This window comes from Providencia sp. PROV268, from assembly GCF_028477805.1.
Lineage (GTDB): Bacteria > Pseudomonadota > Gammaproteobacteria > Enterobacterales > Enterobacteriaceae > Providencia > Providencia stuartii.
Map to the genome: position 1 here is coordinate 1 of NZ_JAMPLW010000018.1, position 24,009 is coordinate 24,009.

The window sequence follows — 24,009 nt, forward strand, 5'->3', positions numbered from 1 at the left end:
GCGATATCCTTTATCCAAAATGACAAGTTGAGTTAGGTAAATGTAATTATCTATTAATTTCCGTCATCTCAGCCAGTGCGCACGGTAAGATTTACATTAAGGATAATAAAATCTTATGAATGGACTGTAAACCTGTCGACCTTTTTGTATCTCTCTAGGATAAGTGACTTAGCGTAAACTGGTTGAAATTTCGCTATATAATGCTAATAAAGATGTCAAATTAAAGCAGTATCAGAATAAACCTCGAACAAAAAACACACTAATTCACGACAAGCCCAGTAAGTTCTAATGTACATAGAAATAAACTATGTTACTAAATATTTCATACAGAAAAAATGAGATAACTCATTGATTAATAAAAATAAAAAAACACTCTTAGATTAACATTTAATTCCACAGGGATTAACCGTCTTAACAACATAGTGTAATGCTCTTAAAATCCACGCTTAAAATGTATTTTATTCCAACACTTAGTGATTTATCGAATTAACATATAAAAAAACATTTTTTTATGTCCATTTTCCATTTTTTCAGAATATTTGTCACGATATTACATCGTACACTCTCTATCCTTTCCTATTGAGAAAAAGACGTCAGCTTCAATTAATCTAACTTATTGAATATAGATATTCATCGTAAGCCAATCGTTTACAAATCATCACCCTTGTAATTTGTTATAATTTATTTCTGGATTAAATAACTTTTGTTGATATCATTCGTCTACCCATTTGAAATTTGGGTATTCATAGAACAAATAATCAATATTCCAAGTATTTGCCTCGGCTTACAGAGGCGCTTTTTTACTTTACTAAAGCCCTGTCATTCATCAACTCATTTTATGTTTATTCACCTTATATGCACAATTGGTTGTCGTTAAAGCTCGGTGAGTGTTCTTTGAAAACCGTGCCACCATTCGTATCATTACAAATAATCTCAGATATATATTATCTCTTTGAATAATTGTTATTTTCTTTTATTTCAAGGAGCAATATGTCCCAAAGGAATCCATTTAAAACAGCACTATCCACCTTACCGCATTCATTTCAAACGCTCTTTTCCACCCAACTCAACCACTTAATCAACTACTCACCCACCATTGGAATCATGGGTAAGACAGGTGCAGGAAAATCCAGCCTTATCAACGCGCTATTTCAGTCCTCTCTATCCCATGTCAGTAATGTCTCTGGCTGCACACGACAGGTTCAGCGCTTCAGTATGACGATGAACAACCACACACTCACCTTTGTGGATTTACCCGGCGTAGGAGAAAGCCTTGAGCGAGATAAAGAGTACCACTCGCTATACCGTAACTTATTGCCAGAACTGGATTTTATCATCTGGGTACTCAAAGCCGATGACAGAGCATGGTCATCGGATGAACAGTGCTACCACTTTCTGACTGAACAATGTGGTTATCATCCAAACCGTTTTCTATTTGTGCTGAACCAAGCTGACAAAATAGAGCCCTGTCGCCAATGGAATGAGCTGTACCACCAGCCATCCCCTGAGCAATCGGCTAACTTAGAATTAAAGCAAAAAGCCGTAGTAACCGCCTTTAAGCCACATAACCCTGTGATGATTGTATCTGCAATCGAAAACTATCAACTGACTGAATTAGCAGAGCAATTAATACAGACGTTACCAGCACAAGCCAGCAGCGGGGTAGCTAGGCAACTGCACCGCCCTTATCGGACGCAATCTGTGGAAAATTCTGCACGTAACGATTTTGGGTAATGTGTCAGTGATGTCGTCGATACGCTGATAGACATCCTTCCTCTACCTGTCTTGATAAAAAGCACGATTAGTATAGCCAAAAACAGCATCGTCTCCGTCGCTAAATCCCTGTGGAGCCTGTTCTTTTAGCTTCTTAACTTAACTCATTACTTATCACTCTCAGCGCCAGTCCTTAACGGGATTGGCGCTTTTTTATTTCTTTTTCCTGGAGTATCAACTGATGAATAATAAAATTGAATCTGCTATTGCAATGACACTCGTTCCCGATGAACAACGCCTTGATTTTTGGTTCAACCATTTTGGTGCAGTAAAAGGTTGGGCCACATTTGAAGTGGTGATCTTCACCACAATGGGACAATTCTGCGATGAATACCGTGGCGGTTATTGGGAGTACGGCACGCTCAGTAATGGTGGTGTTTTTCTACCCCGATATCAACGCGGACACCTTAACCCTATTCAACATGCACAACGGCAATGAAGCCACCGTGCGCCAAGAGGCGGCAGGCATTGCGGTATGCCTTATCCTGTATAGCATCTGGTCATTCCAAACAGAAAGCGAAGTGATGTGCGACCGCTTTTATCAGTTGCGTGACTACGCTTCACAACATTCCGAATCAGCTGCCATTTTCCACTTAATTGATTGATCAGGAGTCTATCATGAGTTTATTAGCTCCGCGTTTTGGTTCTGCTAACAGTATTCGTCGTGACCGTCCACTCACCATTGAAGAATTATTCCGTACTGTACCGAGCGTTTTCTCCGAAGATAAGCATGGGTCACGTAGTGAACGCTATACTTACATTCCCACCATCACCTTGTTAGACAGTCTACAAAAAGAAGGTTTTTACCCGTTCTTTGCCTGTCAAACTCGCGTGCGTGATGTCAGCCGCCGAGAATACACCAAGCATATGCTTCGATTACGTCGCCATGACCAAATTACGGGGAGCCAAGTCCCTGAAATTATCTTGCTCAATAGCCATGATGGCACCAGCAGCTACCAAATGTTGCCGGGATTATTTCGCCAAGTCTGTGCGAATGGGCTGATTTACGGCGATGTATTGGGGGAAGTGCGTGTGCCTCATAAAGGGGATGTGGTGGGCAAAGTAATTGAAGGCGCTTATGAGGTACTCGATACGTTCGAACAGGTCACTGAAAAATGCGAAAGTATGCAGTCGCTATTGTTACCGCCACCCGCCCAGCAAGCCTTTGCTGAAGCGGCTTTGACCTACCGCTTTGGTGAAGAGTTCCAGCCTGTCACACGAGAATAAGTTCTACAGCCTCGCCGTTTTGAAGATAAAAAAGAAGACTTATGGACAGTGTACCAACGCCTACAAGAAAATCTGATTAAAGGGGGATTATCAGGTCGTACCGCAAAAGGTAAGCGCGCTCGCACTCGTTCAGTGAATGGGATTGATGGCGATATCAAACTTAATAAAGCCCTGTGGGTGATGGCGGATACCTTATTTAACCAACTCGCTTCTCGCCAACCCAACTAATTTTCCCTCCCTGACAGGTTTTGTCGTCATCCCTCATTTTTCTCATTGTCTAAATAAACAACATAACCTTATTTATCAATTCATTAGAATTCACTTTTTATCACTAAATAGCTCAATGAGAATTTTTCCCAACAGACATAACCTGTCCTCTCCCTCCGTTACACTTTTCCTTTTTATAACAACATGATGTTTGTACACAAGAGCACGCGTTTATGCTTCCAACAAATCGAAAATATGACCGTATGGCTATGCGTTTATCGGCACTGATTACCCGATTAATGGCAGGAGAAAGCCTTGTGCTCTCATGTTTAGCCCAAGAGTTCAATGTTTCTGAACGCACGTTACAACGGGATTTACGTGAACGCTTGGCTTATCTGGGGGTAGAAGGTCGGCAAGGTTGTTATCGCTTACCCATCAATACGCTAAAAGCTTATCGAGACAAAGATGTTCTTACCTTTGTGAAACAGATTGGAATGACTCGATTGTTTCCGGGGCTAGACAGTCGCTTACTGGGATTACTGTTAACTCAGCAGCCCCATGCACCTTATTTGATTTGGCATCACGCCCACCAAACTTCAGCGGAGCATGCCGAGCATTTTTATCAATTAGTCTATGCCATCATAGGCTATCAGCACATTACCTTACTGACCGCTGAACGCCGTTTTCACCCGTTATGCCTTATCAATTAATTTACCGAGAAGGGCAATGGTATTTATTGGCGGAATACCACCAGAAAGTCCATGTGTTTCTTTTGGAAGATATTCAGTCCGTTAAACCACTATCCAGTACATTTATTCCCCAAAAAAATATCAACCAACTTTCGCAACAAAACAGTTTTATCGCTGCGTTACCGCATTTTCGATTGATATCGCAATTGCTGATGCCCCTCATTTCAACAACAGAAGGATAATCCCATGCTACATCATTCAATTTTGTCTACTCCTCCGTCACTCCCGACCGATTGCCCACATTGCCATTCTGATAAAGACATTATTCTGTGGGGAACTGGCTGGATGTGCCGTGATTGCGGTCATGATTGGCACATTCCGTCACAAGAGCAAACTCAAGCATTTCAGCAAGCTTAAATTAATAGGAGATATCTAATGAATACCCTTGCACACATTCGCCTAGGTCTTGAACGCATCGCATTCATTATCACCCTCATTCTGTGTTTCATACTCACCATAATACTCGTCACACATTTCAGCCTCGAGGGGCTAGTCCTAAGCCCCTTTGCCATTCCGCTGTTCTACCTCATACTTTATGTACTTGCACTGATTATCCCTCAATGTCTCGCCCAATTGCTGCTGTGGGTGATATGTGCATTTCGCAGTATCCACTACACCTTTCGCCTTAGCCCTAACCTAGTCAGCACAACACTCTCAGTTATTATCGGCCTAATTATCGTCTGTGCGCTATTAATTGCGATTGGCTGTGGATTTTTTAGCCACAAAAAAATTCACCATTACTTTTTAACGACTCAAGGTGAGCAGCCATGAGAAACGTTGCCATTCGTCAAAAAATATTGGCTAAACATATTGAGATCATTGTCTAATGTTTCCACGCAATATCGATAAAATGCTGCCGATTGGGCTCTCACTGTTAGGGATCATCAGCATTGACCTTAAGATTTCTTCTGTATTCAGTGATCGTGAATGTGTTTCTTTTCTCAACGAGCCTAAAAACCCGATCATCGTTTATGAGTATCCAAATAGCCCTTCCTTTACTTCTTTACTTCCTACCCAAAGCCTGGAACACTGAAGTATTTTTGGGTCGCTAAACGTACTGCCGATAACACATGGGTGCAGCTTTATCAGGCTGCCACTCCGTATGGCAATTTAGTAGAGTCGGATAAAATAGGCTGGATAAAAGCAGAACAGATTGAATGGCAAGAACAATTTCACTGTTTTCCTAAAGGTATAGGCTAGGTATGTCATTTTGAATAAAATGAAAATAACATTATAGACTATGTTTTCTCTGTGCAGTCAATTGTGTAGTCGTTTTAAGGGGTAGGCGCAATAGTTGTTCACTATTGCGCCTTTAAAAACAAAGCATTAACCGACTAGGATTAGTTCATGCCGTATTTTTTCAGCTTCTTACGCAGAGTACCGCGGTTGATACCCATCATCAGGGCTGCACGGGTCTGGTTTCCACGGGTATATTGCATAACCATGTCCAACAAAGGCTGCTCTACCTCAGCCAATACCAGCTCATATAAATCATTAACATCTTGATTGTTTAATTGAGCAAAATAGTTCTTCAGTGCTTGCTTAACTGAATCACGCAATGGTTTTTGAGTTACTTGATCTTGTGAATTTACAGTAGCAACGGTTAGTACGTCAGAATTTACGCGTTGTTCGAACATAGTTCTGTCAGCTCTTATCTTTATTTACGCAAAATATTCAAAAAATGCTTCCAACACCTCCAGCTGTTCGCTGGCGTCCTCAATGGCGTTGAATGAGCGCCGGAACTGGTCATCAGGTGCATGCTCTTTTAAATACCAAGAGACATGTTTGCGCGCTATACGGGCTCCTTTGCCTTGACCATAAAAGTCGTGCAACTCCTGTACGTGCGCAATCATAATGCGCTTCACCTCTGCCATAGGCATGGGGGGCAACATTTCACCTGTGTCCAGATAATGCTGGATTTCCCGAAAGATCCAGGGTCTTCCCTGAGCTGCTCGTCCTACCATTAGGGCATCAGCCCCCGTGTAATCTAAGACAGCTCTGGCTTTAAGCGGGTCAGTAATGTCACCATTGGCGATAACCGGTATGGCAACAGTCTGCTTAACTGCCCGTATGTTGTCGTACTCAGCTTCACCATTAAACAAACAGGCACGAGTCCTGCCGTGAATGGTCAGCGCTTGAATACCACAATCTTCGGCCAATTTGGCAATTTCTATGCAGTTTCGTTCTTCAGGTGACCAACCTGTGCGGATCTTCAGTGTAACAGGCACATCTACTGCTTTTACGACTGCCGACAGGATAGACTTCACCAAATCGGGATAGCGCAAGAGTGCAGAGCCTGCCAACTTACGATTCACTTTCTTAGCTGGACAGCCCATATTGATATCAATGATCTGGGCACCACTCTCAACATTAATCTGAGCCGCAGCAGCCATTTCATCGGGATCATTGCCAGCTATTTGAACGGAACGCACCCCCGGTTCATCGCGATGGATCATTCTTAGTCTCGATTTGTCAGTCTTCCAAACCTGTGGGTTAGAAGAAAGCATTTCTGATACCGTCATCCCCGCACCCATGTCATAACAGAGGGACCTAAATGGTCTATCCGTAATGCCTGCCATGGGGGCAGCAATAAGACAGTTTCTCAACTGATATTGTCCGATTCGCATAACTAAAGGGGGCCATACTGTGACTGCAAGGGCGCGTATATTACGCATTTTTTTCGAGATATGAAAGGACAAACTTTGAGCAAACCGTTATTTATCACTAACTTTTTTATCTTGATTTTTTCAAAATACAACTATTAGTCTTTTATAACAATGGGTTAGGTATGTTTGTAAAAAAGCACACGAAAACCGCTGTTAGTCCGTTCAAATCTCAAGCAGGATAGAATATCACCAGCAGTTGAACAATATTTGAGCTATAAGATAATCTATTCCTGCCCTAATTTCAAAGAAATTATTCACTGATTTTTATTATAAATTTGTCAAAAACGCTTGACACCAGTGATACGACACCATTCATCTTTTTCAGCGATAGGGTCTATCTCAAACAGTTGACGATAAGCATCGGCCACCCCTTCTGCTTGGGTAGCAAGGACACCTGAAAGCCCTAATAAACCTCCTGTACGAGGCAATACGCTTATCATAGGCGCTAACTCACGTAATGGGCCAGCTAAGATATTGGCGACCACGACATCGGCTTGTAGCTCTTTTGGCTGGTCTTTAGGCAAGTAGAGTGATAGGCGTTCTGAGACACCGTTGCGCTCCGCATTATCACGACTTGCGATAATCGCCTGTGGATCAATGTCGATCCCGATAGCTTGTGCTGCACCTAATTTTAATGCGGCGATCGCAAGAATACCGGATCCACAACCAAAATCGATGACGGTTTTACCTTCAAGATCAAGTCCATCCAGCCACTCTAGACATAACGACGTTGTTGGATGAGTACCTGTACCAAAGGCAAGGCCAGGGTCTAACATGACATTGACTGCGTTAGGATCTGGAACATCACGCCAGCTTGGGCAGATCCACAGGCGTTGCCCAAAGCGCATAGGATGAAAATTGCCCATCCACTCTCTTTCCCAGTCTTTATCTTCCAGTTGCTCGATTTTGTGAACAAAACCTTTTTCGAGCAGAGGGCTGTTTTCAAGTTGTGCCACAACCATGTTCATGTCAGTTTCAGCATCATAAAGGCCGATAACATCCGTATCGCCCCATAGTCGTGTTTCTCCCGGTAACGGTTCGAAAACAGGGGTATCATGACTATCTTGAAAGGTGACTGACACTGCGCCACTTTCAATAAGTTCATCGCCGAGAGCTTCGGCTTGTTGGCCTGTTGAGTTGAGTCTGAGTTGTATCCAAGGCATAGTTATTCTCTTTTAACTTAATTTTTTGCGGGCGTAGCCTGCTCATTGGGCGCCAATTGTACTGGATTTTTACCGAAAAGATTACCAATTATAAAAGCAATCAAGCTAAATAGTAGTGAAGGCACGATGGCGTGGAACCCCATGATTTCGATTTTAAATGATGCCAGTAGAGCATAAGAGACGCCGCCTACAATCATACTGCTAATCGCTCCCTTGCTGTTGGCTTTTTGCCAATATAGGCCTAAAACCAGTGGCCATAAAAACACTGCCTCCAGTCCACCAAAGGCCAGCAAGTTGAGCCAAATGATCATTTTGGGGGGATCCCATGCCGCGAACAGCAGCAAGATACCGAGTATTAAGGTTGAAAAACTCGAAATGCGGGAGAGCTTTTTCTCATTCTTAATTTGTTCGGGGGCGGCGCTTAAATAGATATCTTTTACAATCGTAGCTGATGACTGCAATAGCTGTGCGTTGATGGTTGACATGATTGCTGCCATTGGTGCGGCTAAGAAAATACCCGCCGCAAAAGGTGGTAGCACTTGCACCATCAATGTTGGAATAACCTGATCTGGAATAGTGAGATCAGGTAAGACGGCGCGGCCTAAGGCTCCGGCAAAGTGCATACCAAACATGAGTATTGCCATCACGATTGTGCCTATTACGATACCACGGTGAACGGCTTTACTGTCTTTGTAGGAAATACAGCGTACAGCCGTGTGTGGCAAACCAATCACCCCAAAACAGACTAAAATCCAAAAAGAGGCAAGGAAAGGGCCACTAAGAATATCATCGGCACCTTCTACGGAAACCAGTTTAGGGTCAATGGCCTGAATTTTTTCGACTGCCGCGCCAAGCCCACCTGCATGGTAAATGATCGCAACAAGCAAAATAACCGTACCTAACAACATAACGAGGCCTTGTAAGGCATCATTGAGCACACTAGCTCGAAAACCACCGATAGCGGTATAGAGTGCGATAGAGATACCAAAAATCATTAAGCCATAGGTATAAGGGATACCCGCAGCGGTTTCGAGTAGTCGTGCACCGCCAATAAATTGCACGGTCATTGCGCCGAAAAAGGCGACGAGCAAACTGATACTTGCAAACCCAACTAAAAAGCGGCTTTGGTAACGTGCATAAAGCATATCATTGAGTGTTACTGCATTGTATCGGCGAGCTAAGATGGCAAATTTTTTCCCTAGTACACCCAGTGATAGCCAGATAGCAGGAAGCTGGATCATGGCAAGTAGTACCCAACCTAGCCCATATTTATAGGCTGCTCCTGGTCCACCGATAAATGAACTGGCGCTGACATAGGTTGCTGTGATCGTCATAGCGAGCACAAAACCCCCCATAGAGCGATTCCCTAAAAAATACTCATTGAGGAATTCTCCCTTTGTGCGTTTGCGATAAGCGTACACAGATAGCAAGAATACGAGTGCAAGATAACCAATTAGAGGTAGTAGAACTTCAGTCTGCATCCCTATCCTCCAGCGGAATATCTTTAAAAATAATTTTGACCATCATAATACACAGTAAAATGAAAATGACCGGTAGGATGAGACATGACCATTCAAACCATAAAGGTAAACCTGTCAAGCCAATCGCATTACTCGGAAGATAGGCACAAATAACCCAACCAACTAAATAGGCGAGCGTCAGATAGAGTGACCAGCGAGCTTCCCTGTTTGATTGAAGAAAACGTTTATCCATACGTATTTCCCCCTCATAGAAATAAAAATAATCAGGGATTGTACGATAAACCTAGGAATGTGTGTAAAAAAACAGACCAAGGAAAGCCAAGGTGCTTAGTTTACAACCAAAGATAATTTTGAGTATGTAGGATAGTAAGTATTATTTATCTACCAGCAGGTGCACAATCAATAGGATGGACATAGTAAAAATAGCAAAAGCCGTAATATAAAGAAAAAGTGAGCTATCTATCTTAAGTCCACTATTTTGATACGCTGTTGAAATACTCCTTTTGAAGCTAATTAAGCACAGTAGGGCGATCGCAATGACAGCTCCTAATAACGCTAGCCATGACGACTGTATTAGCCCTAGTCGTAAGAATAATAACCCATTGATTGCTAACAGGAGCAAAGTACGGCTCCAGGCTTGTTGTGTTCTTTCCGGCTGTAAACCAGGATCACGCATGATAGTGCCTATAGCAGAACGTAGAAGAGTGAAATGACGGCAATGACGGTAATGAATAGCGTCATCATAGTAAGAAAGGAGGTGTATTGTAACGGCTCCTCTTTACGCATAGCGATTTCGTTTTGTCGCCAGCGATAAAGAGCCATAATGGCGGTAATCCCCCCCGCAGATGCAAGAAAAACCGCTAATAAGGTTCTTAGCCAAGGGGCGGCAGCCTCATGTAGGAGCTGTTCAATGGCAATAGCACCCGCTAATAGTGCTAACGCGGTTCTGATCCATGCTAGAAATGTTCTTTCATTCGCCAATGAGAATCGATAGTCTGGCGTTTTTCCAATGTTTTTCCACTTATTACGTTTAAAAGACATGGTTTTTTCACTATGTTGATTGTCGTGGTGGTGTTTGGGGTATGTGACTCATGATAGCTTGATTATGAGATAAAAAAATACCGGAAAGGTGACTTTCCGGTATTTGATGAATGAGAGGTGAATCTCAGTGTTTCAGTCATTACTCCTGAATACCGAGTTTTTTCTCCAAATAGTGGATGTTAGTGCCACCTTTTTGGAAGTTTTCATCATTCATGATCATTTGGTGCAGTTCAATATTGGTTTTGATGCCATCGATGATCAGCTCATTAAGCGCATTCTTCATACGCATAATGGCGATTTCACGTGTTTCACCGTAGGTGATCAATTTACCAATCATTGAGTCATAGTATGGCGGTACGCTATAGCCTGCATAAATGTGAGATTCCCAACGAACACCAAAGCCACCTGGCGAATGGAAACGGGTGATCTTACCTGGGCTAGGCATAAAGGTATTCGGATCTTCAGCATTGATACGACATTCAATCGCATGACCACGAACGATAACATCTTCCTGTTTTACTGATAATGGTAAACCAGATGCGATGCGTAACTGTTCTTTGATCAAGTCAACGCCAGTGACCATCTCTGTTACTGGATGCTCAACCTGAATACGGGTGTTCATCTCAATAAAGTAGAATTCACCATTCTCATAGAGGAATTCGAAAGTACCTGCACCACGATAGCCAATTTCGATACAAGCATTAGCACAACGCTCACCGATATTGCGGCGAACTTCAGGAGTAATACCTGGTGCTGGGGCTTCTTCAACGACTTTTTGGTGGCGACGTTGCATTGAGCAGTCACGCTCTGCCAAGTAAATGGCATTGCCTTGACCATCAGCCATAACTTGAATTTCAACATGACGAGGGTTTTCAAGGTATTTTTCCATGTAAACCATATCATTATTGAAGGCCGCTTTAGCTTCTGCACGCGTCAGATTGATGGAAGATTCCAAATCTTTTTCGTTACGCACAACACGCATACCACGACCACCGCCGCCGCCAGAGGCTTTGATGATAACAGGATAGCCGATACGTTGTGCGATAGCTTTGTTTTTATCAGTATCGCTGCCTAGTGGACCATCAGAACCTGGTACACAAGGAACACCGGCAATTTTCATCGCTTCGATAGCGGAAACTTTATCGCCCATTAGGCGGATGGTTTCAGCTTTTGGTCCGATAAAAATAAAGCCTGAACGTTCAACTTGTTCAGCAAAATCAGCATTTTCAGACAGGAAACCATATCCTGGGTGAATAGCTTGAGCCCCTGAAATCTCTGCCGCTGAAATGATAGCGGGAATGTTCAAGTAGCTTTTTGCGGAGGCTGCTGGGCCGATACAAATAGTCTCGTCTGCCAACAGCACATGTTTTAAATCACTATCTGCCGCGGAGTGCACAGCTACGGTCTTAATGCCTAACTCTTTACAGGCACGAAGAATACGCAGTGCGATTTCGCCACGGTTAGCAATGACAATTTTTTCCAGCATGGAAACGCCTCGTTATTCGATAACCACCAACGGCTGGTCATATTCAATTGGCTCGCCGTTCTCTGCCAGGATTGCTTTCACAACACCTGCTTTTTCTGCTTCGATTTGGTTCATCATTTTCATTGCTTCGATGATGAAAAGTGGATCACCGACGTTGACAGTTTGGCCAACTTCAATAAATGGTTTTGCTTCAGGGCTTGGTGAACGGTAGAAAGTTCCCACCATAGGTGAGCGAACTTGGTGGCCCGCAACAGCAGCCGCTGCTGGAGCTGGGGCTGCCGCCGCCGCTTCTTGAGCAGGTGCAACAGCGGTAGCTAATGCTGGCTGAGCTGCTGGCGCTGAATAAAATTGTTGAGGAGCCGTCATGACCTGAGAAGTAGCTGAAACGCGACTGATGCGTACTGATTCTTCACCTTCAGAAATTTCCAGTTCAGAAATACCAGACTCTTCGACCAGTTCGATCAGCTTTTTAATTTTACGAATATCCATGGATATGATTCCGTACTCTTATATTTGGATTTAATTGATTTATGACAGACGGTTAACCGCTGCCTGTAACGCGAAACTGTAACCGTCAGCACCAAGACCACAAATCACACCGACAGCTTTATCGGAAAGATAGGAGTGATGGCGAAACGGTTCTCTGGCATGCACATTAGACAGATGGATCTCGATAAACGGGAGTGCAACTGCTAATAATGCATCACGTAGGGCAACACTTGTATGTGTGAATGCCGCCGGGTTAATCAGAATAAAATCTACGTTATCTTTTGCAGCATGAATCTTTTCAATCAACTCATGTTCTGCATTAGACTGAAAATGACTCAATTTTACACCTAGCTGTTCCGCTTCTGCGGTTAACTTGGAGACAATATCTACCAGAGTTTGATTACCATATTTCTCTGGCTCCCTTGTGCCAAGTAGGTTTAGATTCGGTCCATTGAGGAGTAAAATGTGAATATCTTCTGTCATTGTGGTGCTAACTCCGACGATATGTCAATAACCTGACAACATAACCTGATGTTGGCGGTTTGTCATCTTTTATCATAAAAATAAATGAAATCTTTATCGATAAAAAACGCTATTATAATTATTTCGTGGCATATGACAGCAAAATACTGGTCTTATCAGAGAAATTACCCGAATTTATTTTTTGAATTGTGCGGTAATCCAAATTTCTGAATATCTCCGCACAAATTCAAATTATGAACGCGAAATGTTCACCAGTGTACGCCCTGTTATCTGATTTTTTAAGATCTTTTGTGCGTACTCAATGGACTGCGTTAAGGTAATTTCTGAGGTAACCTGTGTATAAAATGACTCAGGAAGTAATTGCGTGAGGCGTTGCCAAACGGCGGAGCGCTTCGCGGCAGGGTAGTAAACAGAATCGACGCCTTGCAGGCGAATATTGCGCAAAATAAATGGCATGACAGTCGTCGGTAATGAAAATCCTCCGGCTAGGCCACAAGCCGCGACAGCGCCATTATATTGTGTTTGGGCTAATATATTCGCGAGTACCTCTGCGCCTACCGTATCAATTGCACCAGCCCAATGTTGCTTATCAAGTGGTTTGGCCGGGGAGGTAAATTGGCTTCGTGGTAGCACTCTTTTCGCCCCTATTTGCTGCAAATAGTCACTGTTTTCGGCGCGTCCTGAGATGGCAACGACATCATAGCCTAACGATGATAAAAGCTGTATTGCGGTAGAGCCGACACCGCCGCTAGCGCCACTGACAATAATTTCCCCTCTCTCTGGCGTGATCCCAGCATCTTCTAATGCGTTGACACAGAGCATAGCGGTGAAGCCTGCCGTACCGATAATCATCGCTTGGCGTAATGATAAATCTTCAGGAAGCGGGGTGAGGTAATCTGCGGGAACACGAGCTTGTGTCGCCAGTCCACCCCAGTGCGTTTCGCCTACACCCCAGCCTGTGAGTAAAACATGTTGGCCGACACTAAAGCGAGGATCTTCGCTGTGGTGTACGACACCCGAGAAATCAATGCCAGGCACCATGGGGTATTGACGTACAATCCCTGCCTTACCACTGATAGCGAGGGCATCTTTATAATTTAATGTGGACCAATAAATATCCACGATAACATCTCCAGCAGGAAGTTGTTCAGTGGGAATGGATTGGATATCGGATGTGAGTTGGTCATCGTGTTTCTGTAGGACGAGGGCTTTCATACTTCGCTCCTAATTTTGAGGGGATTTTTTAGTCAATTTAAGAATAATGAATGATATCTATCATGGCAACTTTATCGCAACCGAGTGAGTTGTGACGCTCGTATCATTACTATTGTAATTAATTTGTAAAAATGTAATTTTTTCTGGCATAAACACTGTTTTATCGTGCAAAATATCACGTTACGAAGATTTCTGTTTGTGAATAAGTACCATTACCTAGTTTCTTTAGTGAGTAATGGAACTAACATACAGAAAATGCACGTGTTTAGCTGTGAAGCTAGTCGATGTGCAACAATAAAAAAAATAACAAAATATTATTTGAACTTGTAGCTATAAAAACTTGTCAACACAGGGTGGAAGAGAAGACGGCGTATATAACAACCAAAGTGCTATTGTCTGTTGATAAATTTATGCATAAATAAGTTAAATTTACTCACCAATAAATGGCCCTTTTTAAAGGTTGTTATCTGCTTCGTTTTCTAAAGAGGCATGTACAGTCATTTGTGCTGTAACAACAGATGGATTAACCATATTTTTCGAAGCGGCTCATTAACGCCTTGAGACAGCTTCAAGTGGTTGGTAGAGTAGACGGGTTTTTATTCGTCCCCAGCTTGCAGGATAACCCTTTCGTTATGTTTAAAAAATTTCGTGGCATGTTTTCTAATGACTTGTCAATTGACTTGGGTACGGCCAATACCCTTATTTATGTCAAAGGACAAGGCGTAAAATTAAATGAACCTTCTGTTGTCGCTATTCGCCAAGACCGCTCAGGTACGCCAAAAAGCGTCGCGGCTGTTGGTGGTGAAGCTAAGCAAATGCTGGGGCGTACACCAGGTAACATTTCAGCGATAAGACCAATGAAAGATGGTGTTATTGCAGACTTTTTCTTAACTGAAAAAATGCTTCAGCATTTTATCAAACAGGTTCATAGCAATAGTTTCCTTCGCCCAAGCCCTCGTGTGCTGGTCTGCGTTCCTGTTGGCGCAACTCAAGTTGAACGTAAAGCAATTCGTGAATCTGCGTTAAGTGCGGGTGCACGTGAAGTCTTTTTAATTGAAGAACCTATGGCTGCGGCAATTGGTGCTGGGTTGCCGGTTTCTGAAGCGACAGGTTCAATGGTTGTTGATATCGGTGGTGGTACTACCGAGGTAGCGGTTATTTCGTTGAATGGTGTTGTCTATTCTTCTTCTGTTCGCATTGGGGGTGACCGTTTTGATGAGGCGATCATTAACTATGTTCGTCGCAACTATGGCTCTTTAATTGGTGAGGCAACCGCTGAGCGTATTAAGCATGGTATCGGTTCTGCTTACCCAACTGATGAAGTTTATGAAATAGAAGTTCGTGGTCGTAACCTCGCTGAAGGTGTGCCGCGCGGCTTCAAAATGAATTCAAATGAAATTTTAGAGGCATTGCAAGAGCCACTAACCGGTATAGTTAGTGCTGTCATGTTAGCATTAGAACAGTGCCCTCCTGAATTAGCTTCTGATATTTCAGAACGCGGTATGGTATTAACTGGTGGCGGTGCTCTGCTACGTAACCTCGATCGCTTACTAATGGAAGAGACAGGTATACCTGTTATCGTTGCTGAAGATCCTTTGACCTGTGTTGCTCGTGGTGGCGGTAAAGCACTAGAGATGATTGATATGCACGGTGGCGATCTGTTTAGCGATGACTAAATAACGCTATAGGCAAGCTGGGGCTTTGGCCCCGGCTGCTGATTTGCCTATTTTTGTTCCTCTGAACTTAGTGAAACACAGCCATACATGAAGCCGATTTTTAGGCGAGGTCCATCGCTCCAGCTGCGTATTTTTATTGCTGTTATTGCCGCAATCGCACTGGTCGTGATCGATCACCGCTTTGAGCCTTTCAATAAAATCCGTAACTATCTAGACACGGCGGTTAGCCCATTTTACTTTTTGGCTAATGGCCCACGTCAATTTCTTGATAATATTTCGGAAAATTTCTCCTCGCGTGAACAACTCCAGTTTGAAAATAAGGCATTGCGTCAGGAATTGTTGTTGAAAAAAGCAGATAGTCTTTTGCTCGAACAATTAAAGCAAGAGAATGCTCGCCTGAGAGAATTACTTGGCTCACCGCTCCGTCAAGATGAACACATGATGGTCACACAAGTGATCTCGGGAGCGAACACGCCTTATCGAGACCAAGTCGTTATCGATAAAGGTGAAAATGATAATGTGTACGAAGGGCAGCCCGTCATTAGTGATAAAGGGGTTGTAGGGCAAGTCGTTGGTGTTAGCCAATTTAATAGTCGCGTCTTGCTGATTTGCGACACGACCCATGCGCTACCGGTACAGGTATTACGTAATGATATCCGAGTGATCGCCGCGGGGTCGGGGTGTGCCGATGACTTACAGTTAGAGCCACTGCCTGAAAATACGGATATTCGCGTTGGGGATGTTTTGGTCACATCCGGTTTAGGTGGTCGTTTCCCTGAAGGCTACCCTGTGGCCGTTGTCTCTAATGTTAAGCACGATACTCAGCGGGCTTATACGATTATTAGCGCAAGGCCAAGTGCTGAGTTGCAGCGCTTACGCTATTTGTTACTATTATGGGGTAATGATAACGATGCCGTTACACCATTACAGCCTTCAGAGGTCTATCGCGCTGCCAATGAGCGTCTGATGAAGGTGCTCCCACAAGTATTACCAAACCCGAGTGAAATTCAGGGTCCACCGTTACCTCCATCAATGTCTCAAGAAGCCCAACCATAAAGGAAGGTATAATGGCTATGGGTAAAGAGGGTTAGTTAAATGGATGAATATCGCGGTAATGGTCGCAGTATTATTTGGATTTCTTTTTTCATTGCATTGATTTTGCAATTGGTCCCATGGCCGGAACAATTTACGTTTTATCGGCCATCATGGTTACTTTTGATCCTTATCTACTGGGTTATGGCGTTACCGCACCGTGTAAGTGTGGGAACGAGCTTTATTCTTGGCATTATTGTTGACTCTATTCAAGGTTCGGCATTGGGGGTTCACGCCCTTTCATACAGTATTATTTGTTATCTTGTCTCCTATAAATACCAATTACTGAGAAATATGGCGCTGTGGCAGCAAGCCTTAATCATTGTGTTGCTGACAATCATACTGGATATGACTGTTTTTTGGGCTGAATTTGTCTCTTCTCAGGTATTATTCCACCCTCAAGTATTCTGGAATAGTCTCGTAAATGGTATTCTGTGGCCATGGCTGTTTTTGCTATTACGGAAAATTCGTCGTCAGTTTTCAGTGTGTTAAGATTTTTACCGGCTGGCAATTATCTCTGGAATATCATTTTATGAGTTATATTTATTTGGCTTCTGGTTCGCCGAGAAGAAGAGAGCTTGTGCAACTATTAGGATATCATTTTGATATCTTGCTTCCCAACGTTGAGGAACAATGGCAACCGGGTGAAACTCCTGAAGCGTATGTTCAACGTTTGGCGCGGGAGAAATCACAGGCGGGGGTTAAAATAGCGCCTAAAAAATACCCGGTAATTGGGGCTGACACCATTGTTGTTCTTAATAATCAAATCCTAGAGAAACCTCGCCATGAACAGCATGCTCAAGAAATGCTGTCAGCCCTTTCGGGAAATACGCACCAAGTGATGACGGCTGTCGCAATCTCGGATATGGATCGCACACTCAGCGCATTGATTGTGACAGATGTGACGTTCCGCGAGTTATCTTTAACTGAAATACAGGATTATATAAAGTCAGGGGAGCCTATGGATAAAGCTGGAGCCTATGGGATCCAAGGTAAGGGTGGCTGTTATGTAAGGCGTATAAATGGCAGCTATCATGCAGTTGTTGGTTTACCGTTAGTAGAAACAGATGAATTAATACAACGATTTTTAGCGTTAAGTGATGGTAAGGGGATGTCATGACGGCTGAGTTACTAGTAAATGTTACACCATCTGAAACGCGCGTTGCTTATATTGATGGTGGGATTTTGCAAGAAATCCACGTAGAGCGAGAAGCAAAAAGAGGAATTGTAGGGAATATCTACAAAGGTCGTGTGAGCCGTGTGTTGCCCGGTATGCAGGCGGCCTTTGTTGATATTGGTCTGGATAAAGCTGCCTTCTTACATGCCTCCGATATTATGCCTCATACCGAGTGCATTGCTGGGGATGAGCAAAAGAATTTCCATGTTAGAGATATCGCTGAACTTGTTAAACAAGGGCAAGACTTGATTGTTCAAGTCGTGAAGGATCCCTTAGGCACGAAAGGTGCAAGGCTCACGACAGATATTACATTGCCTTCTCGCTATCTGGTATTTATGCCGGGAGCTTCACATGTTGGTGTGTCACAGCGCATTGAAAGTGAAAGTGAACGCGAGCGTTTAAAAGAGTGCGTGTCTCAATATTGCGATGAAAATGGTGGCTTTATCATACGCACCGCTGCTGAAGGGGTGGGTGAAGATGAAGTGAAGCAAGATGCGGCATTTCTCAAACGTTTGTGGGCTAAAGTCATTGAACGGAAGAAACGTAATGTCACTCGCACCAAAATTTATGGCGAATTATCACTCGCTTACCGGATAATTCGTGATTTTGCGGGGGCTTCATTAGATAGAATTCGTGTGGATTCTCGTCTAACCTATAAGGAGTTACAGGAGTTTATTGAAGAATATGTTCCTGAAATGACAGCTAAGCTTGAATTGTATCAAGGTAACCAGCCGATTTTTGATTTGTTTGACGTAGAGAACGAGATCCAACGCGCGATGGATCGGAAAGTTGAATTGAAATCAGGTGGTTATTTGATTATCGATCAAACTGAAGCGATGACGACAATCGATATCAATACAGGGGCGTTTGTAGGGCATCGCAATCTTGAGGAGACCATCTTTAACACCAATATAGAGGCGACCCAAGCGATTGCTCGTCAGTTACGGCTGAGAAATTTGGGCGGTATTATTATTATCGATTTTATTGATATGAGTGATATCGAGCACCGTCGCCGTGTTTTAGCCTCTTTGGAGCAGGCGCTTAGTAAAGATAAAGTAAAAACCACGATCAATGGCTTTTCTCAGCTAGGGCTAGTGGAAATGACGCGTAAGCGTACCCGAGAGAGCCTTGAACATGTTTTGTGTGATGTGTGCCCAACTTGCCAAGGGCGTGGCACAGTAAAATCGGTTGAAACCGTGTGTTATGAAATTTTACGAGAAATTGTTCGTGTTCATCGCACAATCGATGCAGATAGGTTCTTAGTTTATGCTTCCCAATCAGTGGTTGATGCACTGACTGGTGACGAGTCTCATGCCCTTGCGGAAGTGGAAATTTTTGTCGGTAAGCAGGTTAAAGTTCAGACTGAATCGTTATACAGTCAGGAACAGTTTGATGTCATCATGATGTAGTTTTTACGTGAAGGAGAAACGGGTGAAACGACTGCCACGGGTAGTATGGATGACGACGGCTATCGTGCTGCTGCTTGGTGCATTGCTGCTCACTGGGCTACGTTTCTTCTTACCGAATATCAACTATTACCGGCAAGATATCATTGGCTATATTGAAAAAAACACGGATATCACCTTACAAATAGGTGAAATTGAGGGGGCATGGCAATCGTTTGGGCCGGTTCTGACCTTAACCGATGTGGTTGTTCGCAATGAAGAAGTCGATGCAAAAGCCAGCAAAATCGCCGTTGAACTCGATATTTGGAGCTCGTTACTTTCCTTAACATGGCGTTTTCGTGACATCACTTTCTACCAGCTCAATGTCGATTATAAAGTGCCTTTTAGTTTTGAAGGCCGTGCACAACCGATTGATAGTGATAGTATTGAAGGGCTATTTCTAAAGCAATTTAACCATTTTACTCTCAAAAATAGCCAACTGACCTTTCTGACGCCATCAGAGCAAAAAACAACCCTGATTTTACCTGAATTAACTTGGTTGAATGAGCAACGCCGCCACCGTGCCCAAGGGTTTGTTAGCTTAGAAACGATCAACAAGCAGCATGGTTTTTTGCAAGTCAAAATTGATATTAAAGATAAAAACGGCATCTTGAGCGACGGCACCATTTATCTACAAGCTGACAATATAGATATGCAGCCATGGTTAAGTCGCTGGTTACGTGAAAATACTGGGCTGCGCGATGCCAATTTTAGCTTATCCTCTTGGGTTACCATCAAAAATAATCGTATTGATAGCGGCCTCTTGCAGTTACGACAAGGCGAAGCGAATTGGGGGGAAGCCCCTTTAGCGCAAAACCTACAAGTTAATGACTTACTCATCCGCATGAGAAGGCAAGGGGAAGGCTGGTTATTTAATATTCCTGAGTTAGATACATTAAAAACCAATGAATATATTTGGCCGAATGGGAGTGTTTCGGTACTTTATCTGCCTTCATCGATGAAATACCACCAAAAAGATCACTGGCGGATCCGAGCTAAAAATATTGAGTTAGAGCGCCTTAGTGAAATCTTACCTACTTTTTCATTTGTGACGCCAGAAACGGTGCAAGAATGGCAGCATCGCCAACCGAAAGGTTTATTATCCGTTTTTGCTCTAGATATTACTCCCGATCAACTTGAGCACACGCAAATTGATATGGACTGGCAGGATGTCAGTTGGAAAAAATGGAAACAACTCCCTTCGGTTGATCACTTCACGGGTGTCTTGGTCGGGAATGCGCAGCGAGGGGTTCTCTCTGCGACATTAGATAAGAGTTATGTTGACTATGAGCCTCAATTTAAAGCCCCTTTTCAAATTGATAAAGCACGCGGACAACTGTATTGGCAAAATGATGACAATCAATTCAAGTTGTGGAGCGACCAACTGGATATACAGGCCTCTTCATTATGGGCGAATGGGCAGTTTAGTTTTTATCAGTCGAAAAAAAGTGATGATACTGACCTGAGCATCTTAGCGGGCGTCAATATTGATAATGCGGGAGAAGCGTGGCGCTATTTCCCGCAACAGTTGATGGGGGAAAGCCTAGCGGACTACCTATCAAACGCTATCATCGCAGGGCAAGCGAAAGATGCGACAGTCGTCTTCAAGGGTGACCCTAAACATTTCCCATTTAATCAGAACGATGGTCAGTTCCAAGTCTTTGTGCCCTTACGCAAAGCGACCTTTGAGTATGATAAAGGTTGGCCTGCTTTATCTAATTTAGACATTAACCTTGATTTTAAACGTTCAGGTCTGGCAATGCGTGCAGACAGTGTCAAATTAGGTGAAGCAACAGCCACACAGCTAACCGCTGATATTCCGAATTATCAAAATGAAATGCTATTTATTAAGGCTGATTTAGCGGGTACAGGCTCACAAATACAGCAGTATTTTAGTATGACACCACTGAAAAGCTCGATTGGCAATACGTTAGATGAGTTGCAAATTGGAGGCATGGTAACAGGTGATCTCGCTTTATCTATTCCGTTAGCACACGGCAAGGAAGTTAACGCGAAAGGGAATATCAATCTGAATAAAAATGATTTATTGATTAAGCCTATCGACAGTAAGCTCACGGAGTTGACGGGGCAGTTTAAATTTAACAACGGCGATTTGGTCGGTGATAAATTAAAAGCACAATGGCTGGGGCAACCTGTCGACGTCAATTTTTCAACGGTTGATAACCCTAAAGATTACCAAGTGAAGGTGGATCTAGGGGGAAATTGGGATATAGCAAAAATTGCTCAATTGCCTGATTCATTAAAGCAAAAAGTGGCGGGAACCAGCGATTGGAACAGTCATATTGAAATTACACTTCCACATTCGCCGTCCGATGATATGGCTCTTGCCGTGGAATTCTCTGCTGGTTTAAAAAAACTGAAAAGCCGCCTCCCTGCATTGGACGATCGCTTACTTAAAGAGTTAGGGACGGTCAATGCAACAGCTAAAGGCTCATCGACGCATTTAAATATAGGCGGTGATATTGGTCGGCGTATTGGTTTCAACACGCGTTGGGATCTGAGAGCACCACAATTACGTTTAGAAAAAGGCACTCTGGCAAAATGGAATGGCAAGCCACCAGAGTTACCGCAGTCATCAATGCTACTTGCTGATTTGCCAGTGATTACTAACCCACAATGGTTAAAAACAGTCGATACATTTTTTTCAGCAGATCAAGGTGGTAAATCGATAAATATTGGCTTACCTGAAACAGTGAGAGTGAAGACACCATCCCTGTCTTTAGGTGGACAAGCATGGCAAAATTTAGACCTCTCATTTAACTTGTTGGCTAAAGAGCAGCAAATTAAGGTATCAAGCGAAAATCTTAAAGGGGAATTACAGATTTTTGCTCAACAGCCTTGGGTGCTGAATATCGATTACCTGTATTACAACCCAATGGCATTCCCTGGGGAACAAACAACCAGTAGCAATGACTCTTCCTCATTCAACTTTAGCCATTGGCCTGAAATGACGGTTAATTGCCAAGATTGCTGGGCAGGTGGACAAAAATTAGGGAAATTGAGTGCCCACTTGAAGCCGCAAGGAAATACATTGCAACTAAGTGGTGGAACATTAAGTAATAGCGCCACTCAATTAAAATTAGATGCTTTATGGCAAAGCGGTAAACAAAACCGTACACAAATTGCAGGCTCCTTAAGTGGGGAGCAATTTGATGAAACAGCCGCTTACTATGGTATTTTAGTTCCTATCATCGGTTCACCTTATACGCTTGATTTCGAACTCAATTGGCAAGATGTACCTTGGTCGCCAGATATTGCAACCCTTAATGGCGCGTTATCAAGTAAGCTTGGTAAAGGCGCGATCGCTAAAATGGGCGGAGGGCGAGCGGGCCAACTGTTACGGCTAGTGAGTTTTGATGCACTATTACGCAAACTTCAATTTGATTTTCGCGATACCTTTAGTAATGACTTTGACTTTGACTCAATTAAAGGTAATGCCAAGATCCGTAATGGTATTCTATCAGCAAAAGATGTGTACATTGATGGGTTAGTTGCCGATATTACGTTAAGTGGGGAAATTGATTTGGTGAAACGCCAAATTAACGGTGAAGCGGTCGTGACGCCCGAAATATCTGCTACAGTAGGAGTAGCAACGGCATTTGCAGTTAACCCGATTGCGGGTGCAGCGGTTTTTGCTGCATCAAAAGTATTAGGTCCGCTATGGAGCAAAATTTCTGTGATACGTTACCGTGTGACAGGAAGCTTGGATGAACCCAAAATTGATGAAGTATTGCGTCAGCTAAAGGAGACTCAAGAGTAATGAAAAATGGCAATGTTGCACTTTTGCAGTTATGCAGCGGTAAAAATACGAAACATAATTTGGCACAGATTGAGCAGCAAATTAAGCAGTTGCCAGAGACTGTTGAGTTAGTATTGACACCTGAAAATGCCTTGTTGTTCGCAGATGCGGCGACTTACCGTAAACAGGCCGAAAAAGAAGGGCAAGGCCCTTTACAAGAAGCTATTGCCAATATGGCGAAGCGCTACAATGTCTGGATTTTAATTGGCTCAATGCCATTGATCAGCCGTGAGGATCCTGAACGCATTACGAGCAGCAGTATTTTAATTGATTCCCAAGGGCAGATTCAGGCGCGCTATGACAAGATCCACATGTTTGATGTGAATATTGAAGATGAGCAGGGAACCTATAATGAATCGGTTATTTATCAGCGTGGTGAACATATCACGGTGGTTGATACGCCTGTAGGTCGATTAGGTATGACAATCTGTTATGATCTCCGCTTCCCTGGTTTATTCCAAGCCTTGCGTGAGCAGGGGGCTGAGATTATCTCTGTACCTGCCGCTTTCACGCGTTATACCGGTAAAGCACATTGGGAGCCACTGCTGCGTGCAAGGGCGATAGAGAACCAATGTTTTATATTAGCGCCCGCTCAAGTTGGTGTACATGGTACGCGCAGAACGTGGGGCCACACCTTAGCCGTCGATGGTTGGGGTAAAGTTATGAAAAAGAACGTTGATGCTGTAGCATCGACGGTTTTAAATATTCAAACTGAAAATTTAAGTGGGATGCGGGAACAAATCCGAGTGGTGAAACATAACCGCTTTAGGCCGCAACTGACTTCATTGATTAAAAAAGACACAATAAAAGAGTAACCAA

The 24,009-nt window shown here is 43.3% G+C and carries 22 protein-coding genes and 3 pseudogenes; 14 read left to right on the forward strand and 11 right to left on the reverse strand.

Annotated elements, in window-relative coordinates:
• Positions 1 to 990: 990 nt before the first annotated feature.
• The 7 genes and pseudogenes from PR699_RS13530 (at position 991) to PR699_RS13560 (ending at position 4,727) form a co-directional block, all read left to right on the forward strand.
• Positions 991 to 1,863 (forward strand): annotated as a pseudogene (locus tag PR699_RS13530) (GTPase family protein).
• A 91-nt stretch (positions 1,864 to 1,954) separates the two neighbouring features.
• Positions 1,955 to 2,378 (forward strand): annotated as a pseudogene (locus PR699_RS13535) (antirestriction protein).
• Positions 2,379 to 2,391: 13 nt separating this feature from the next.
• Positions 2,392 to 3,228: pseudogene (locus tag PR699_RS13540) on the forward strand (DUF932 domain-containing protein).
• A 212-nt stretch (positions 3,229 to 3,440) separates the two neighbouring features.
• Complete coding sequence (locus PR699_RS13545; protein WP_014657556.1) at positions 3,441 to 3,917, forward strand: hypothetical protein; 477 nt, start codon at positions 3,441 to 3,443, stop codon at positions 3,915 to 3,917.
• Positions 3,902 to 4,138: a WYL domain-containing protein gene (locus PR699_RS13550; RefSeq protein WP_223854669.1), complete on the forward strand. Its 237-nt coding sequence runs from the start codon at positions 3,902 to 3,904 to the stop codon at positions 4,136 to 4,138. The genes PR699_RS13545 and PR699_RS13550 overlap by 16 nt, the downstream gene beginning before the upstream one ends.
• Before the next feature lie 4 nt (positions 4,139 to 4,142).
• The gene (locus tag PR699_RS13555) at positions 4,143 to 4,313 is read left to right on the forward strand and encodes a hypothetical protein (RefSeq protein WP_004925596.1); all 171 of its coding nucleotides are present in this window, start codon (positions 4,143 to 4,145) and stop codon (positions 4,311 to 4,313) included.
• An 18-nt stretch (positions 4,314 to 4,331) separates the two neighbouring features.
• Positions 4,332 to 4,727 (forward strand): hypothetical protein, encoded by a 396-nt coding sequence (locus PR699_RS13560; RefSeq protein WP_004925592.1) that lies wholly within the window; start codon positions 4,332 to 4,334, stop codon positions 4,725 to 4,727.
• Between the two features lie 569 nt (positions 4,728 to 5,296).
• Here PR699_RS13560 and fis read toward each other — a convergent pair.
• The 11 genes from fis to PR699_RS13615 all read right to left on the reverse strand — a co-directional run bounded on the left by fis (position 5,297) and on the right by PR699_RS13615 (position 13,980).
• Complete coding sequence (fis, locus tag PR699_RS13565) at positions 5,297 to 5,593, reverse strand: DNA-binding transcriptional regulator Fis (RefSeq protein WP_004258438.1); 297 nt, start codon at positions 5,591 to 5,593, stop codon at positions 5,297 to 5,299.
• Between the two features lie 24 nt (positions 5,594 to 5,617).
• Positions 5,618 to 6,583: a tRNA dihydrouridine synthase DusB gene (gene dusB / locus PR699_RS13570; RefSeq protein WP_014657558.1), complete on the reverse strand. Its 966-nt coding sequence runs from the start codon at positions 6,581 to 6,583 to the stop codon at positions 5,618 to 5,620.
• A gap of 317 nt (positions 6,584 to 6,900) precedes the next feature.
• Positions 6,901 to 7,785 (reverse strand): 50S ribosomal protein L11 methyltransferase, encoded by an 885-nt coding sequence (prmA, locus tag PR699_RS13575; protein WP_014657559.1) that lies wholly within the window; start codon positions 7,783 to 7,785, stop codon positions 6,901 to 6,903.
• Positions 7,786 to 7,802: 17 nt separating this feature from the next.
• Positions 7,803 to 9,266: a sodium/pantothenate symporter gene (gene panF, locus PR699_RS13580; RefSeq protein ID WP_014657560.1), complete on the reverse strand. Its 1,464-nt coding sequence runs from the start codon at positions 9,264 to 9,266 to the stop codon at positions 7,803 to 7,805.
• Entirely contained in the window at positions 9,256 to 9,498 is a 243-nt protein-coding gene (locus tag PR699_RS13585; RefSeq protein ID WP_004925572.1) for a YhdT family protein, read from the reverse strand. The genes panF and PR699_RS13585 overlap by 11 nt, the downstream gene beginning before the upstream one ends.
• Positions 9,499 to 9,639: 141 nt before the next feature.
• Entirely contained in the window at positions 9,640 to 9,942 is a 303-nt protein-coding gene (locus tag PR699_RS13590; protein ID WP_004925569.1) for a DUF202 domain-containing protein, read from the reverse strand.
• 8 nt (positions 9,943 to 9,950) lie between these two features.
• Complete coding sequence (locus PR699_RS13595) at positions 9,951 to 10,307, reverse strand: YidH family protein (protein WP_004925566.1); 357 nt, start codon at positions 10,305 to 10,307, stop codon at positions 9,951 to 9,953.
• Positions 10,308 to 10,446: 139 nt separating this feature from the next.
• On the reverse strand, positions 10,447 to 11,793 hold the full coding sequence (gene accC / locus PR699_RS13600) for an acetyl-CoA carboxylase biotin carboxylase subunit (RefSeq protein WP_004925561.1): 1,347 nt from the start codon (positions 11,791 to 11,793) through the stop codon (positions 10,447 to 10,449).
• Positions 11,794 to 11,805: 12 nt separating this feature from the next.
• Positions 11,806 to 12,282, reverse strand: coding sequence for an acetyl-CoA carboxylase biotin carboxyl carrier protein (accB, locus tag PR699_RS13605; protein WP_004925558.1), 477 nt, complete (start codon positions 12,280 to 12,282; stop codon positions 11,806 to 11,808).
• Positions 12,283 to 12,321: 39 nt separating this feature from the next.
• The gene (aroQ, locus tag PR699_RS13610; RefSeq protein ID WP_004925554.1) at positions 12,322 to 12,765 is read right to left on the reverse strand and encodes a type II 3-dehydroquinate dehydratase; all 444 of its coding nucleotides are present in this window, start codon (positions 12,763 to 12,765) and stop codon (positions 12,322 to 12,324) included.
• A gap of 231 nt (positions 12,766 to 12,996) precedes the next feature.
• Positions 12,997 to 13,980: an oxidoreductase gene (locus tag PR699_RS13615; RefSeq protein WP_014657561.1), complete on the reverse strand. Its 984-nt coding sequence runs from the start codon at positions 13,978 to 13,980 to the stop codon at positions 12,997 to 12,999.
• Positions 13,981 to 14,612: 632 nt separating this feature from the next.
• Between PR699_RS13615 and PR699_RS13620 the strand changes: the two genes are divergently transcribed.
• The 7 genes from PR699_RS13620 (at position 14,613) to nit1 (ending at position 24,005) form a co-directional block, all read left to right on the forward strand.
• Positions 14,613 to 15,656: a rod shape-determining protein gene (locus PR699_RS13620; protein WP_014657562.1), complete on the forward strand. Its 1,044-nt coding sequence runs from the start codon at positions 14,613 to 14,615 to the stop codon at positions 15,654 to 15,656.
• Between the two features lie 87 nt (positions 15,657 to 15,743).
• Complete coding sequence (gene mreC / locus PR699_RS13625; protein WP_004925539.1) at positions 15,744 to 16,712, forward strand: rod shape-determining protein MreC; 969 nt, start codon at positions 15,744 to 15,746, stop codon at positions 16,710 to 16,712.
• A gap of 39 nt (positions 16,713 to 16,751) precedes the next feature.
• Positions 16,752 to 17,240 (forward strand): rod shape-determining protein MreD, encoded by a 489-nt coding sequence (gene mreD, locus PR699_RS13630; RefSeq protein ID WP_004925536.1) that lies wholly within the window; start codon positions 16,752 to 16,754, stop codon positions 17,238 to 17,240.
• Between the two features lie 40 nt (positions 17,241 to 17,280).
• Complete coding sequence (locus PR699_RS13635) at positions 17,281 to 17,868, forward strand: nucleoside triphosphate pyrophosphatase (protein WP_004925534.1); 588 nt, start codon at positions 17,281 to 17,283, stop codon at positions 17,866 to 17,868.
• Positions 17,865 to 19,334 carry a ribonuclease G gene (rng, locus tag PR699_RS13640; RefSeq protein ID WP_004925530.1) on the forward strand — a complete coding sequence of 490 codons (1,470 nt, stop codon included), beginning with the start codon at positions 17,865 to 17,867 and terminating at the stop codon, positions 19,332 to 19,334. The genes PR699_RS13635 and rng overlap by 4 nt, the downstream gene beginning before the upstream one ends.
• Before the next feature lie 22 nt (positions 19,335 to 19,356).
• Positions 19,357 to 23,151 (forward strand): AsmA2 domain-containing protein YhdP, encoded by a 3,795-nt coding sequence (yhdP, locus tag PR699_RS13645; protein ID WP_071821175.1) that lies wholly within the window; start codon positions 19,357 to 19,359, stop codon positions 23,149 to 23,151.
• Positions 23,151 to 24,005, forward strand: coding sequence for a deaminated glutathione amidase (gene nit1 / locus PR699_RS13650; RefSeq protein WP_004925524.1), 855 nt, complete (start codon positions 23,151 to 23,153; stop codon positions 24,003 to 24,005). Before yhdP ends, nit1 begins: the two co-directional genes overlap by 1 nt.
• Positions 24,006 to 24,009 lie beyond the last annotated feature (4 nt).

Coding starts and splice junctions, on each gene's coding strand:
- PR699_RS13545 (WP_014657556.1), top strand. CDS start 3,441: ATGCTTCCAACAAATCGAAAATATGACCGTATGGCTATGCGTTTATCG.
- PR699_RS13550 (WP_223854669.1), top strand. CDS start 3,902: ATGCCTTATCAATTAATTTACCGAGAAGGGCAATGGTATTTATTGGCG.
- PR699_RS13555 (WP_004925596.1), top strand. CDS start 4,143: ATGCTACATCATTCAATTTTGTCTACTCCTCCGTCACTCCCGACCGAT.
- PR699_RS13560 (WP_004925592.1), top strand. CDS start 4,332: ATGAATACCCTTGCACACATTCGCCTAGGTCTTGAACGCATCGCATTC.
- fis (WP_004258438.1), bottom strand. CDS start 5,593: ATGTTCGAACAACGCGTAAATTCTGACGTACTAACCGTTGCTACTGTA.
- dusB (WP_014657558.1), bottom strand. CDS start 6,583: ATGCGAATCGGACAATATCAGTTGAGAAACTGTCTTATTGCTGCCCCC.
- prmA (WP_014657559.1), bottom strand. CDS start 7,785: ATGCCTTGGATACAACTCAGACTCAACTCAACAGGCCAACAAGCCGAA.
- panF (WP_014657560.1), bottom strand. CDS start 9,266: ATGCAGACTGAAGTTCTACTACCTCTAATTGGTTATCTTGCACTCGTA.
- PR699_RS13585 (WP_004925572.1), bottom strand. CDS start 9,498: ATGGATAAACGTTTTCTTCAATCAAACAGGGAAGCTCGCTGGTCACTC.
- PR699_RS13590 (WP_004925569.1), bottom strand. CDS start 9,942: ATGCGTGATCCTGGTTTACAGCCGGAAAGAACACAACAAGCCTGGAGC.
- PR699_RS13595 (WP_004925566.1), bottom strand. CDS start 10,307: ATGTCTTTTAAACGTAATAAGTGGAAAAACATTGGAAAAACGCCAGAC.
- accC (WP_004925561.1), bottom strand. CDS start 11,793: ATGCTGGAAAAAATTGTCATTGCTAACCGTGGCGAAATCGCACTGCGT.
- accB (WP_004925558.1), bottom strand. CDS start 12,282: ATGGATATTCGTAAAATTAAAAAGCTGATCGAACTGGTCGAAGAGTCT.
- aroQ (WP_004925554.1), bottom strand. CDS start 12,765: ATGACAGAAGATATTCACATTTTACTCCTCAATGGACCGAATCTAAAC.
- PR699_RS13615 (WP_014657561.1), bottom strand. CDS start 13,980: ATGAAAGCCCTCGTCCTACAGAAACACGATGACCAACTCACATCCGAT.
- PR699_RS13620 (WP_014657562.1), top strand. CDS start 14,613: ATGTTTAAAAAATTTCGTGGCATGTTTTCTAATGACTTGTCAATTGAC.
- mreC (WP_004925539.1), top strand. CDS start 15,744: ATGAAGCCGATTTTTAGGCGAGGTCCATCGCTCCAGCTGCGTATTTTT.
- mreD (WP_004925536.1), top strand. CDS start 16,752: ATGGATGAATATCGCGGTAATGGTCGCAGTATTATTTGGATTTCTTTT.
- PR699_RS13635 (WP_004925534.1), top strand. CDS start 17,281: ATGAGTTATATTTATTTGGCTTCTGGTTCGCCGAGAAGAAGAGAGCTT.
- rng (WP_004925530.1), top strand. CDS start 17,865: ATGACGGCTGAGTTACTAGTAAATGTTACACCATCTGAAACGCGCGTT.
- nit1 (WP_004925524.1), top strand. CDS start 23,151: ATGAAAAATGGCAATGTTGCACTTTTGCAGTTATGCAGCGGTAAAAAT.